The following is a 12,720-nucleotide window of genomic DNA, read 5'->3' as shown; positions in this document are numbered from 1 at the left end:
CTGTGCCTCAACGTCGAAGTGCTGTCGGCGGGCTCGGCCATCGAATTCCAGCACGCCGACGACGAGGTGGATCGCACCGCCGCCAATTTGGGAATCAAGCTGTCCGGCAATGAGTCCGCCTCGGTCAACGACCTCTCGAGCTGATCCTGCCGCACATTGATCGGCGCGCCGCGCACGAAGCTGTCGCAATGGCCCGTGCGCGGTGCGCCGGTACCGTCAGGACGCTCTTGCCTGGTTGGACGGCGGCTTGACCACGCCGACGAGCGATCCCGCGTTCATGGAATAGCTGTTGGATTTCAATTGATCACTGGAATTGCCCTCGATGGTGGTGATCCGGCCGGTCCTGGGATCTACGGACTCCACGATTCCGACATGGTCGGGGGTTCCGTCGCCCTCCCAGTCGAAGATGATCATGTCCCCCTTTTGCGCGCTCGAGATATTCGCCGCCAAGCCCATGTGTTTGGCGTCGTTCCAGACGGCGGGCACGTAGTTGGGGTTGGTCCAATGGACGTTGTAACCGGCCTGATCCCACGTCCAAGTGGAGAAAGCCGCGCACCATGCGTCATTGATGTTGTACGGGGCCTTATAAAGCTTGCCGTCCGGGCCGCGGAACATCGGGACGTTGTTGCCGCCGATCTCGGCGACACCGAGCGCCAGTTGCTCCCGCGCCTTCGCGATGATGTCGTCCGGGGTTCCGGTTCCACGGGTCCAGGTGGCATTGCTGGCGGTCGGCGCCCACGGAGCAAGTGACCCGGCATCCGGCGCATTGCCGTAAGGGTTGCGCGGAAGGTCCGGGATCATCTGATAGATGTTGCCCGCGTCCCGTCGCATGCCGCTGTCCGCGTCCTCGATCGTGTCGTGCACACGGTCCACGCCCTCCAAGATCAGCTGTAGCAGCCGGTTCTCCTCGGCGGGGGTCAGGTGCAAGTTGCCATCGGGCAGCCGGGTCAGCTGGTGCTCTCCGGGCTTGCGGCTCAGCTCGGTCACGAGCCCGTTCACGATCTCCTTGACATCCTGGAACGCCTTGTTCGAGGTGTCGAAGCTCGCGATGGCGCGTTCGTTCACGCCGTCGTTCTGCGCTTGCAGTTGTGACGTCTTGTCCACGAACGCACCGCGCTGCTTGTCGTAGCCGTCGACCAGCACCGACGATCCGGGTTCGAGCGTCTGGGCGCCATCCTTGGTGAGCTTTTTGCCGTCCGCGCTCAGCAGCTTCTTGTCCCCCAGCCAAGCGATCATGTCCGGCTGCCCGCCATCCCAGCCGGACGCGAACAGCATGACCGCGTTCTGCATGTACACATTCGCCACGTCGACCACCGCGTTGAGACCGCCACTGGCGTAGTCGGGATGCGGAAGGTCGGGGAGGTCTATATCGGCAAGGGTCGTCATGCACGCCCTCCACTCCGCGCGATCTCCACGGCCCGTCCCCGCGGGACAACAAACAGCATCCGTAACCTCTCTCGGCGAGAGTCTCCTGGCACATGCGGCGCACGTGCGTTACCGCAAGTATCGGGCATTCCCGACATTGGAAATTGCCGACACGTCCGTCCGAACCCTGGGTGAGCTGCCCCGACGAATCGCACGAGTCGTGCGCTGTGGGGTGGACTACGTTGCCTGGGAAAGCCTCAGAGGGTCAGACGCACCATATCCGCCGTGCGCGCCAAACCGGGGAACGCCTGGGGGGTCGAGCGCGGATGCAGCGCATGCACCGCGAGCCGGAACATGACCGCGCGCAACAACATCTGCGGCCACTCCGGCAAGTCCGACCAACGATCGAGTAAGCCGTCATCCGCGCCGCCCCAGGAGAGTGCGTCCACCACGACCACCGCCGCTGCCCAGGGCACCGGACGCCAGTACGGGGTGAGGTCGGTGAGCCCGGGGGTCTGCGCGCCCGCGAACAACACGGTGCCGAACAGGTCGCCGTGCACCAGCTGCGGAGGCGACTGCACCGGCTTGCGGAGGGTGGCCAGTTGGCCGATCAGTTCGATGCTGCGCCGCCCGTCCGGGGAGGTCGACAGCGACGCGCCGCCCGCGCGCAGACTGCGCAGCGGCACCGGCTCCCAGGCGGCGCGATCGGCCGCGACGAACACGTCGATGTCCACCCACGGCACCACCGGCGGCTGAGCGAGGAAGCGCGGACGCTCCAGCTTCTCTGTCGCCTTGTGCAGGCGCAGCGACACCGAGACCACCTCGTCGTGTCGCGGTTCGGGCATGCCCTCCAGATAGGTGTCCGCGCGCCAGCCGGACACCACATAGCGACCGTCGGTCGCCCGCACCGGACGGGCCAGCCGCAGGCCGTCCACCTTCAACGCCTCACGGACCTTCGCCGACCACGCCGCACGCGCGTGATCGGTGACCGGACTGAGCACCACGTCGCCCAAGCGCCAGCCGCCTTCCCAGTCGCCGAGCGAAACCGGGGTCACTTCGCGCAGACCGAACGTGGCACGCACATGCTCGGGAGGTTCCACAGAAGTCACGGCCGTACGCTACGCTGCGTCGATTTCGGCGCGCCTCCGGCGCGCCGTGACTCAGTACACCGGCAGCGACTTGTCCACCTGGTTGGCCCAGGCGATCACGCCGCCTTGCAGATGGGTGGCGTCGGAGAAGCCCGCGCGCTTGAGCGCGGCCAGGGCCTCGGCGGAGCGCACTCCGGTCTTGCAGTGCAGCACGATCGGACGGTTCTGGGGCAGTTCGGACAGCGCCTCACCGGACAGGATGCGGTCCTTCGGGATGAGCTTCGCGCCCTCGATGTGCACGATGTCCCACTCGACCGGCTCGCGCACGTCGATCAGCTCGATGTCCTTGCCCGACGCCAGCAGCTCCTCGAGCTCGCGCGCGGTGATGGTGGACCCGGCCGCGGCCGCCTGGCCCTCCTCGGACACCACGCCGCAGAACGCCTCGTAGTCGATCAGCTCGGTGATCGGCTGGCGCTCCGGGTCGCGGCGCAGCTTGATGGTCCGGTAGTTCATGTCCAGTGCGTCGTACACCATCAGACGGCCGAGCAGCGGCTCACCGATGCCGGTGATCAGCTTGATCGCCTCGGTGACCATCACCGAACCGATGGACGCGCACAGCACGCCGAGCACGCCGCCCTCGGCGCAGGAGGGAACCATGCCGGGCGGCGGGGCCTCCGGGTACAGGTCGCGGTAGTTGATGCCGCGTCCGTCCGGGGCGTCCTCCCAGAACACCGAGACCTGGCCCTCGAAGCGGTAGATCGAGCCCCACACGTACGGCTTGCCCGCCAGCACCGCGGCGTCGTTGACCAGGTATCGGGTGGCGAAGTTGTCGGTGCCGTCGACGATCAGGTCGTACTCGCGGAACAGTTCCACCGCGTTCTCCGGTTCCAGCCGGATCTTGTGCAACCGCACATCGATGCCGGAGTTGATCTCCAGGATCGAGTCGCGCGCGCTGTCGGCCTTCGGGCGGCCGATGTCGGATTCGCCGTGGATGACCTGACGCTGCAGGTTCGAGGCGTCGACCTCGTCGAACTCGACGATGCCGAGCGTGCCCACGCCCGCGGCGGCCAAGTACAACAGGGCGGGCGATCCGAGGCCACCCGCGCCGATCACCAGCACTTTGGCGTTCTTCAGACGTTTCTGCCCGTCCACGCCGAGATCGGGGATGATCAGGTGTCGGCTGTAGCGGGCTACCTCATCCCTGGTCAGCTCCGCGGCCGGCTCGACAAGTGGCGGCAGGGACTTGGGTGATGACACGTCCAGGACTCCTCGAATCGCTTGGCCGATCGCTGCGGCGGTATGACGCCCTCGGCGGGTTGGTTCAACAGTGCAACACCGACGACCGGGCCGTTCTTCCCGCCCATCGTTCCGTATACCCGCCGCACCGCGACAACCACCCCGTCCGGCGCAATCACTATCCCCGGGGGTAGGGCCAGGGGTTGAACCGGCAGCGCTTGCCGTCCATCGGCACCACGCCGTGCGGATCGAGGGCGGCGATGTCGTCGTTGCGGGTGCCGAAGGTCTGCTGCATCATCACCGGCGCCAGCCCGCCGTCGGTGTCGCACGCCTGATGCTGGTGGTAGCCGATGGCGTGACCGACCTCGTGGTTGATCTGGTACTGCCGATAGGACCCGATATCGCCTTCGAACGCGAGCGCGCCGCGCACCCACCTGACCTCCGACAGCACGACGCGGCGATCGTCGGCGTTGTAGCAGGAGGTATCGATCGGGATGTCGAAACCGCATTCCTTGCGGCTGGATCCCCGTGAGGTGAGCGAGACGCGGAAGTCCACCTCGCCCTGGTCGACCCGGCGGAACGCGAACTTGGGGTCGTGCGTCCAGCTCTTCGGGTTGGCCAGCGTGGAATCGATCATCTTGGCGACGGCCTCGTCCCCGCCCAGGCCGGAAGTGTCCACGCCGTTCTCGATTTCCACGGTGTAGCGGAAGGCGGTCGCGGTGCCGGTGCCGATCTGGGCGGTCGTGCCGGGCACTACATGCCAGACGCCCGCACCCGACTCGGCGAAGGCGCCGCCTTCCGGAAGAGCCCCGGTCGGCAGGTCGGTGGGAAACTGCCCGTCACCCGGCGGAGCGCCGATGATGCCCGCGGTCGCGGTGGCCGGACTGAGTCGACCGAGCCCAGGATCCGAGCCCGCGGCGTTGATGTCGTCGGTGGCGCGGATCGCGTCGACCACCACCAGAACGGTGATCACGACCAGCACCGGCAACGCGTACGCCCGCCAGCCGTAGGTCGAGACGAATCTGCCCAGTGCGCTCTGCTTCTTGGCATCCCGCTCGGGACGCGACCTCGTCCTGCCCTCGCCGGGAGCGGTGGGATCCCAGCGGGCGCGCAGCGGTTGGTGGGATCGCTCGGCCTTGTGCGAGTACAGACCGAGCGGATCGTAGACCTCGGCGCCATCGTGTTCGAGCTGCGCCAAGGCTGAATCCGGCTGGGGCGCAGGAGGTTCAGGCGGTTTGCCGCGCACGCGTTTACTTGTCTCCCGGCCGGGCGACCCGCCGCCCGCCCCGGACCGCTTGGCTGCGCCGGTCCGAGCCGCCTCACCGGATCGCGCCACTGGCCAGGTTCTCGCCACGCCGTCCGACCCTACGGAACCGGGCGCGCCGGAGCCAGCCGGGCGACGCGCACCGCGCCGCCCGCCGGGGGGTCTTTCCGGTCGGTCGGTCACGTTCACCAGCGTCTCACAGCGGCGAATCCCCCCCTGCGGGCATACCAGCGGGCCCGTTGGTGCGACAATGTGTCTCCGGGTGGCACCAGTTGCCCGGCCCCGATCCGCGGGCGGGCGACAACCGGGTATCGTTCTTGAGATAACCCGGTGCACACCCCTTTGCCGGGGAATCGACTGGGAGAGCCGAAATGACTGACCTCGTGGACCGGATGACGTCCCGTAGATCGTCGTCCGAGCCCGCCAAACGCGGTACCCGGCTTCCGCGCGACGAGCGACGTCTACAGCTACTCGCGGCGGCAAGCGAAGTCTTCGTGCAGCGCGGTTATCACGCCGCCGGCATGGACGAGATCTCGCAGTGCGCCGGAGTGAGCAAGCCGGTGCTGTATCAGCACTTCACCAGCAAGCTCGAGCTGTATCTCGCGGTGCTGCAGAACTACGTCGACATGCTGGTGTCCAGCGTGCGCCAGGCGCTGCGCTCCACCACCGACAACAAGCAGCGCGTGCGCGCGGCGGTGCAGGCGTACTTCGATTTCGTGGACAACGAGATGCAAGGCTTCCGCCTGGTCTTCGAGTCCGACCTGACCAGCGAGCCGCAGGTGCAGCGCCGCGTCGAGCAGGCCACCGAGGCCTGTGTGGACGCGGTCTTCGACCTCGTCGCGCACGACTCGGGCCTCGATCCCTACCGGGCCCGTATCCTGGCCGTTGGCCTGGTCGGCGCGAGCCAGTTCACCGCACGGTACTGGCTGGAGGCCGATCGGCCGATCCCGAAGGAGGAGGCGGTCGACACCACCGTCTCGCTCGCCTGGGGCGGCCTGAAGCACGTGCCGCTGCACCCGATCGACTGAGCGCGGTCACGACGACGAGCGAGCCCCTGCCCCCGACCGATCGGGGGCAGGGGCTCGCTGCGTTTCGGCGGGAAGCCGGGAGTCAGACGGCGGCGAAACCGACGCGGCCGCCGGTGGTCGAGCCGATCTCGACGTAGGCGACCTTCGAAGCCTGGATCAGGAACTTGCGGCCCTTCTCGTCGGTGAGCGTCAGGACGCCATCGTCGCCGCCGAGCGCACCGGACACCAGCGCCTCGACCTCTTCCTGGGTCTGCGCGCTGCTGATCACCAGCTCGCGCGGGCTATCCGAAATACCGATCTTGACCTCCACGGCCAACCTCCGAACCTGAGAGTCCTGTGCTGTCGGTTCCAAGGCTAGTGCGGGCCGCCGGGGGCGCTCACTTGGGCTCGACGAGCTGGATCTCCAGTTCGATCTTGACCGTGTCGCTCAGCATGCCGGGCAGAGCTCCACCGACGCCGAAGTCGGTGCGCTTGATGGTGCCGGTGGCGGAGAAACCCGCGTGCCGGTCGCCGGTGGGACCGAAGTCCTGCACACCGCCCCACTCGACCTCCAGCGTGACCGGCTTGGTGATCGCGCCGAGCGTGGCCTGCCCCTCGACCTCGAAGGTCTCGGCTACGACCACGGGATGGTCGGCGCGGAAGGTCAGCGTGGGGCGATTGGCGACGTCGAGGAAATCGGCGGTGCGGATGTGCGCGTCCCGGTCGGCGTTTCCGGTGTCGAAGGAGTCGAGGTAGATCGTCGCGCCGACGGTGGCCGCGCCCGATTCGTCGACCACGAATTCGGTCTCGAACCGGTTGAATCCGCCACGGACCTTGGAGATGCCGAGATGGCGAATGGTGAAGGCGACCGAGGAGTGCGCGGCGTCGAGTGCCCACGAACCGGTTTTCAGCGTGGTGGATTCCGAGGTAGATGTCATGCTTCCGACAATGACCGGACCGCGGTCCGGTAGCCAGACCGCCGTTATCCTGGACCTGACAGGGCGCGGATAACCGTCCTCGGACCGGGCACGATGGGATCTATGGCAAGCAACGGATTCGCGGAGTTCCTCATCGCCCGGCGCGCCGAACTGCGGCCGTCGGATGTCGGCTTGCCCGAGGGCGGCCGGCGCCGGACACCCGGGCTACGTCGCGAGGAGGTCGCGGTGCGCGCGGGCGTCAGCGCCGACTACCTGGCCCGGCTGGAGCAGGGCCGCGACACCAATCCGTCGCTCGCGGTGATCGACGCGTTGGCCGACGCGCTGCTGCTGCGCGGCGACGACCGCCAGTACTTCGGCATGCTCGCGATGACCTCCGGCAATGAAACCCGTTGCCCCGGGAGCGAATCCGCCGCGGAGCAGGTGGCTCCGACGATCGAGACGATCCTGCACGCGTTGCAGCCGACACCGGCCTTCGTGGTCGGCCGCAGACTGAACGTGCTGGGCTGGAACCAGGCGTGGGCCGATTTCGTCGCGCCGCTGGGCCTGCTGGACGGACCGGATCAGCCCAATCTCGCCTGGTACACCTTCGTGCATCCCGCCGCGCGGCGCGTCCTGCGCAACTGGGAGGAAGCCGCCGACACCTTCACCGCCGCCCTCTGCCGCGCCAAACTCCATTGGCCCGGCGATGCGGCGCTGCTCGAGACGATCGAGGCGCTGCGCGGACTCCCCGATTTCGCCGGCCGCTGGAAGCCGCATCGGGTCGGCGCGCCCGGCTCCGGCACGCTGCACCTCGACCATCCCGTACACGGCATGGTCGAGGTCCCGTTCGAGATGCTGGAAGCCGACCGCAAGGACCAGAGCGTCGTGGTCTGGCTGATCGACCGGGCGAGCATCCACGCGCCCGGTTTGCGGCTGGTGCCCAACCGCGCGGCGAACGAATAGCTCAGATGCCGAGAACCGCCATGCGTTCGGCGTGGCTGTCCTGCATCCGCTCGAACAACGCGGCGATGCCGTTGAGATCGCCGGTGGCGGTGAGCACCAGATCCGTCAGCTCGTCGCGCTGCGCCATGACGAACTGCGCCTGGGTGATCGCCTCACCGAGCAGCCGCCTGCCCCACAGCGTGAGCCGGTCGCGCTCGGAGCGGCTCTCGGTGACCGCCCGGCGTACCTCCTCTACGACGAACTCGGAATGCCTGGTCTCGGCGAGCACATCGCGGACCACCGCGGCGACGTCGGGGGTCAGCGCGCCCGCGATCTCGGTGTAGAAGTCCGCGGCGATGCCGTCACCGACGTAGAACTTCACCATCGACTCGAGCCACGTCGACGGGTCGGTGGACGCGTGGTAGTCGTCCAGCGCGCGCACGAACGGCGCCATCGCGTCGAAGACGCCTGCGCCGCGCGCGGCCAGCGCGGACTCCAGCGTCTTGAAATGCTCCATCTCGGCCGCGGCCATCTTCGCGACCGCCACCTTGCCCCGCAGCGACGGCGACAGCTTGGCCTCCTCGGTCAGCCGGTAGAACGCGGATATCTCGCCGTAGGCGAGCACCGCGAACAGGTCGGTCACGCCGGGATGGCTCGCGGGGATGGAAAGGCTTGCTGGGTCGGTCGACGAAACACCTAACGCGGCAGGTGACTGTGCTCCCATGCGCCCCAGCGTAATACTCACCGCGACTCAGGAGGTCTCGGCAAGGAACTTCTCGAGGTAACTCCATGTCGTGTCACGTGCGGTCGGCGCGGCCAGGATACCGAGGTGGCTGCCGGGCGCGGTCTCGTAACGGACCATGGCCGATCCCGTGAGCAGGTGCACACCTCCCTCGACGGCGGGAGCCGGGGCGATCACGTCGGACGGCCCACCGACGAGCAGCACCGGCGCGGTCACGTTCGCCAGCTCGATCCGGCGCTCGCCGAGCCGGACGACACCGCGACCGATGTCGTTGTTCAGGATGAACCGGCCCCACAGCTGACCGTAGAAACGCCCCGGATAACCGGGCATCTCGGCCATGAACCGATCGATCGTCTCCATCTTCGCCAGCGCCTCGGTACGCGCGATATTGCTCGCGACGAACCATGGCCGGGTCAGCTCACGATCCCAGGCGGTGACCTTGTAGCCGATTCGAGTCAGTGTCGCAGGAACGCCACCGGCCGCGCGGATGACGGTAGAGGCGCCGCGGCCACCGGTGAGTTTCGCGACCGCGCGCAGCTGCGGCACGCCGGTCATCCGGTCGTAGTCCAGCGGCGAGCCGACGGCCGTGACGGACCGGATGGGCAGTTCGGCGTGCGCCGCGGCGGTCAGCAATGCCAGCGTGCCGCCGAGCGACCAGCCCACCAGATCCACCGCGCGCCCGTCGCGGTCGGCGCTGGTCCGCAGCACCGCCTCGGGCAGGATGTCGTCGATCCAGTCCTCGAAGCCCATGCGCCGGTCGGCGAAGGTGATCTCGCCGTAGTCGACGACGTAGGGGCTGCGGCCGATCTCCAGCAGGAAGCGCGCCAGGCTCTGGTCGGGCCGCAGATCGAAACAGGTGGCGGGCGCGGCGAGCGGCGGGACCAGCAGGACGGCCGAATCCGCTTCCGCCGCATCCCCCTCCGCGCGCTCGAACCGCCGCAGTTGCCGGTGCGGCTGGTCCCACAGGATCGTCGCGGGGGTCGGGTCCGGCGCCTCGATGCCGGAGCCGAAGGTCAGCGCCCAGGCGTTGCGCGCGGCGATGGTGACAGTGTCGGCAAGGCTCACAGCGAAGAGAGTCTCACATATCGGTACCGCCGGTAACAGGCAACTGCCCGCCGCGCTACCGCGGCCCCATGCCGACGGGGTTGAGCGGCGGAACCACCGACTCCTGCACGCTGCGCACCAGCGGCGCGAGCGAGGTGGCCAGCTCGGTGATCGCGTCGGCCGACAACACCGCGAGCGCACCGGTCCACGCCGCTTCGTCGGTCTCGGCCTCTACCGCGGCCAGCAGTTCCGCGCCGCTGCCGGTGAGAGTCGGAGTGACCGGCTCCCCCGCGACCAGCCCACGGGCCCGCAGCTCGTCGAAAGCGTCCGCCCATTCCGCCTCCGACACCCCGCGCGCGGGCCGCATCACCGATTCGGGCGCCTTGCCCGCGGCAACCTGCACGACCAGCGCATGGCGTCCGCTGAGACCGTGCGTGACCAGGGCCGCGACATGGCCGTCGCCGCGATGCTCACGCAGGGAGGTGGCCAGCTGCCACAGCGCGGCCACCGGGTCGGCGGGCAGCGGCAAGGCCGCGTTCGCGGCGAACAGCGCCCGCCCCGTCGGATCGGCGGCACGCTGCACCGGCGCCAGCAGCTCGACCGCGCGAGCCGACACCGCGTCACCCGCGCCGACGCCGCGCAGCAGATCGGTGGCCAGCTCGAGCCGAGCGGCCAGGCAGCGTTGCGGCGTCGCCCGCTCCCACGCCTCCGGCAGCGCGCGACGGACCATGCCGGGGTGGAATCCGGCGAAAGCCGCCTGCACGGCAGCGGGCATCACCGCGCCCAGCGGCGCGGCGCGGAAAGCGAAGTATGTCTGCCAGTAGCCACGCAATCCGACCCCGACGCCCGCCTCCTTGACGCCGGCGCCGAAATAGACGACATCGTGTAGTGGTTCGAGCGTCGCCCAGATTTGCCGCGCAGGATGAATTCCCATGTGGCGCAGCGTACGTGGGCGCCCTGCACGGCGAAAGCGCGCTGCGGGTCCGCAGCATTTTCGATAGCGCGCCGTGGTGGCAATTCGAACGCGGCACAATATCACGCTACAATCGCGGCGGACAACGGAAAGTTTCGCTCGACAGAGTCGCCGGACGTCGCGCTCACGCACACCGCGGGAACGCCGCTGCGACTGCCGACCGGTTTCGAGTGCGAAGTTTTCGTTGGACAGGAAAATGTGCGCGCACCAATCCGCGTCACCAGTGCGCCGCGCCGATGTTTTGCGAGGTAGCCGCCGCTTTTGTGGCAGGCGCCCGGCATCCGGAGCGTGGCCGGGTGAAGTATCGCCTGCGGAGTCGTGGTCGTCGTGGACCGCCCGGTCCGCCCCACCTCGTGCGCGCGGGACGTGATTACGAGGAAGGCACGAACCCTGAGCAAGATCACAGTCGATCAGGAACCAGGTCTGGCGGAGACCCTGTTGACGGCCGAACTGGACGCAACGCATACCGCCCCGACTTTCGCCGAATTGGGCGTGCGCGCGGAAATCGTCCGCGCACTCGGCGAGATCGGAATCGAACGTACTTTCGCCATTCAAGAACTGACCCTTCCGCTGGCGCTCGCGGGAGAAGATCTCATCGGTCAAGCCCGCACCGGCATGGGTAAAACCTTCGGATTCGGCGTGCCGCTGCTGCACCGGATCGCCACCGCGGAATCCGGCACGACGCCGCTGGACGGCACGCCGCGCGCGCTGGTCATCGTGCCGACGCGCGAGCTGTGCATCCAGGTCACCCAGGACCTGGAGAACGCGAGCAAGTACCTGACCAACCATCAGGGGCCGCTGCGCGTGGCGTCGATCTACGGCGGCCGCCCCTACGAGGCGCAGATCGCGGCGCTGCGCGCGGGCGTCGACGTGGTGGTCGGCACGCCGGGCCGACTACTGGACCTCGCCGACCAGCAGCACCTGATCCTCGGCAAGATCGGCGTGCTGGTGCTCGACGAGGCCGACGAGATGCTCGACCTGGGCTTCCTCCCGGATATCGAGCGCATTCTCGGCATGGTCCCGGACAAGCGCCAGACCATGCTGTTCTCCGCGACCATGCCCGGGCCGATCATCACCCTGGCGCGCACCTTCCTGACCCGGCCGACGCACATCCGGGCCGAGGAGCCGCACGACTCGGCGGTGCACGACCGCACCGCGCAGTTCGTCTACCGCGCGCACGCCCTGGACAAGGGCGAGTTGATCGCGCGGATCCTGCAGGCCGAGAGCCGCGGCGCGACGATGATCTTCACGCGCACCAAGCGCACGGCGCAGAAGGTGGCCGACGAACTGGCCGAGCGCGGGTTCGCGGTCGGCGCGGTACACGGCGACCTGGGGCAGATCGCCCGGGAGAAGGCGCTGACCAAGTTCCGCAAGGGCACCATCGACGTGCTGGTGGCGACCGACGTCGCGGCGCGCGGCATCGATATCGATGACGTCACGCACGTCATCAACTACCAGTGCCCGGAGGACGAGAAAACCTACGTGCACCGGATCGGGCGCACCGGCCGCGCCGGGCGCACCGGCGTCGCGGTGACGCTGATCGACTGGGACGAGCTCAACCGCTGGTCGGCGATCGACGGCGCGCTCGGCCTCGGCATCCCCGAGCCGGTCGAGACCTACTCGCGCTCGCCGCACCTGTACACCGACCTCGGCATTCCCGAGGGCATCACCGGTGTGATCCGCAAGCCGAAGCCGGAACGCGACCCGGACGCGGTGGTGGTCGAACGCCAGGCCCGCGCCCCGCGCAAGCGCAACCGCAAGCGCACCCGCGGCGGTAAGCCGATCGACGGCGCACCGAACGTCACCGATTCGGCCGACACCGACTCCGCCGTGGACGACGAGGTCATCGACACGGAGCAGGAAGCCCCCGAGGCCGACGCGGCCGACAAGCCCGCCCGCCGCAGGCGCAGGCGGCGCAAGGCGACCGGCGACACCACCGACAGCGCCGCCACCGACGAGTCGAGCCCAGAGGCCTCGGACGACCACGGCGCCGCCGAGGGGACCGACACGACCGACCGTCCCGCTCGCCGCAGGCGCAGGCGGCGTCGGTCGAGCGAAGGAGACGTCGCGGCGGAGGACGCCGGGAGCGCGGCCGAGCCCGCGGCCGCCGCGTCGGCCTGACCGCCCGGATCGGCTAGTCTC

Annotated in this window: 12 protein-coding genes; 3 read left to right on the top strand and 9 right to left on the bottom strand. The window is 68.7% G+C overall.

Going from position 1 to position 12,720, the window contains the following annotated elements; all coding sequences use genetic code 11:
* Positions 1-216: 216 nt before the first annotated feature.
* From ACL03I_RS21915 to ACL03I_RS21900, 4 genes are all read right to left on the bottom strand, one after another.
* Complete coding sequence (locus ACL03I_RS21915) at positions 217-1,386, bottom strand: C40 family peptidase (protein ID WP_355077075.1); 1,170 nt, start codon at positions 1,384-1,386, stop codon at positions 217-219.
* A 236-nt stretch (positions 1,387-1,622) separates the two neighbouring features.
* Complete coding sequence (locus ACL03I_RS21910; RefSeq protein WP_355077077.1) at positions 1,623-2,474, bottom strand: TIGR02569 family protein; 852 nt, start codon at positions 2,472-2,474, stop codon at positions 1,623-1,625.
* Between the two features lie 51 nt (positions 2,475-2,525).
* On the bottom strand, positions 2,526-3,710 hold the full coding sequence (moeZ, locus tag ACL03I_RS21905) for an adenylyltransferase/sulfurtransferase MoeZ (protein ID WP_364439028.1): 1,185 nt from the start codon (positions 3,708-3,710) through the stop codon (positions 2,526-2,528).
* A 157-nt stretch (positions 3,711-3,867) separates the two neighbouring features.
* Positions 3,868-4,887: a DUF3152 domain-containing protein gene (locus ACL03I_RS21900; RefSeq protein WP_412806843.1), complete on the bottom strand. Its 1,020-nt coding sequence runs from the start codon at positions 4,885-4,887 to the stop codon at positions 3,868-3,870.
* Positions 4,888-5,324: 437 nt separating this feature from the next.
* Here ACL03I_RS21900 and ACL03I_RS21895 point away from each other — a divergent pair, with 437 nt between their 5' ends.
* The gene (locus tag ACL03I_RS21895) at positions 5,325-5,981 is read left to right on the top strand and encodes a TetR/AcrR family transcriptional regulator (RefSeq protein ID WP_039800303.1); all 657 of its coding nucleotides are present in this window, start codon (positions 5,325-5,327) and stop codon (positions 5,979-5,981) included.
* 82 nt (positions 5,982-6,063) lie between these two features.
* On the opposite strand, the gene ACL03I_RS21890 is transcribed toward ACL03I_RS21895, so the two are convergent.
* Complete coding sequence (locus ACL03I_RS21890; RefSeq protein ID WP_355077360.1) at positions 6,064-6,291, bottom strand: DUF3107 domain-containing protein; 228 nt, start codon at positions 6,289-6,291, stop codon at positions 6,064-6,066.
* A gap of 67 nt (positions 6,292-6,358) precedes the next feature.
* The gene (locus ACL03I_RS21885; RefSeq protein ID WP_355077082.1) at positions 6,359-6,898 is read right to left on the bottom strand and encodes a YceI family protein; all 540 of its coding nucleotides are present in this window, start codon (positions 6,896-6,898) and stop codon (positions 6,359-6,361) included.
* 102 nt (positions 6,899-7,000) lie between these two features.
* Here ACL03I_RS21885 and ACL03I_RS21880 point away from each other — a divergent pair, with 102 nt between their 5' ends.
* Complete coding sequence (locus ACL03I_RS21880; protein ID WP_364439033.1) at positions 7,001-7,840, top strand: helix-turn-helix domain-containing protein; 840 nt, start codon at positions 7,001-7,003, stop codon at positions 7,838-7,840.
* Between the two features lies 1 nt (position 7,841).
* Here the strand turns inward: ACL03I_RS21880 and ACL03I_RS21875 are convergent, their stop codons facing one another.
* Genes ACL03I_RS21875 through ACL03I_RS21865 form a run of 3 tightly spaced genes read right to left on the bottom strand, consistent with a single transcriptional unit; the run spans position 7,842 to position 10,539 of the window.
* Entirely contained in the window at positions 7,842-8,543 is a 702-nt protein-coding gene (locus ACL03I_RS21875) for a ferritin-like fold-containing protein (protein WP_355077085.1), read from the bottom strand.
* A 27-nt stretch (positions 8,544-8,570) separates the two neighbouring features.
* The gene (locus ACL03I_RS21870; RefSeq protein WP_412806842.1) at positions 8,571-9,626 is read right to left on the bottom strand and encodes an alpha/beta hydrolase; all 1,056 of its coding nucleotides are present in this window, start codon (positions 9,624-9,626) and stop codon (positions 8,571-8,573) included.
* Positions 9,627-9,681: 55 nt separating this feature from the next.
* Complete coding sequence (locus ACL03I_RS21865; RefSeq protein ID WP_412806841.1) at positions 9,682-10,539, bottom strand: SCO6745 family protein; 858 nt, start codon at positions 10,537-10,539, stop codon at positions 9,682-9,684.
* 408 nt (positions 10,540-10,947) lie between these two features.
* On the opposite strand from ACL03I_RS21865, the gene ACL03I_RS21860 reads away from it, so the two are divergent.
* On the top strand, positions 10,948-12,699 hold the full coding sequence (locus ACL03I_RS21860) for a DEAD/DEAH box helicase (protein WP_412806848.1): 1,752 nt from the start codon (positions 10,948-10,950) through the stop codon (positions 12,697-12,699).
* The last annotated feature ends 21 nt before the right edge of the window (positions 12,700-12,720 follow it).

Origin of the sequence: Nocardia sichangensis, from assembly GCF_047200615.1 — a bacterium.
Classification (GTDB): domain Bacteria; phylum Actinomycetota; class Actinomycetes; order Mycobacteriales; family Mycobacteriaceae; genus Nocardia; species Nocardia sichangensis.
This window is presented reverse-complemented; position numbering and strand designations above follow the sequence as displayed.

Excerpts from the sequence above, each read along its gene's own strand:
- ACL03I_RS21915 (WP_355077075.1), bottom strand. The coding sequence starts at position 1,386 with ATGACGACCCTTGCCGATATAGACCTCCCCGACCTTCCGCATCCCGAC.
- ACL03I_RS21895 (WP_039800303.1), top strand. The coding sequence starts at position 5,325 with ATGACTGACCTCGTGGACCGGATGACGTCCCGTAGATCGTCGTCCGAG.
- ACL03I_RS21885 (WP_355077082.1), bottom strand. The coding sequence starts at position 6,898 with ATGACATCTACCTCGGAATCCACCACGCTGAAAACCGGTTCGTGGGCA.
- ACL03I_RS21880 (WP_364439033.1), top strand. The coding sequence starts at position 7,001 with ATGGCAAGCAACGGATTCGCGGAGTTCCTCATCGCCCGGCGCGCCGAA.
- ACL03I_RS21875 (WP_355077085.1), bottom strand. The coding sequence starts at position 8,543 with ATGGGAGCACAGTCACCTGCCGCGTTAGGTGTTTCGTCGACCGACCCA.
- ACL03I_RS21865 (WP_412806841.1), bottom strand. The coding sequence starts at position 10,539 with ATGGGAATTCATCCTGCGCGGCAAATCTGGGCGACGCTCGAACCACTA.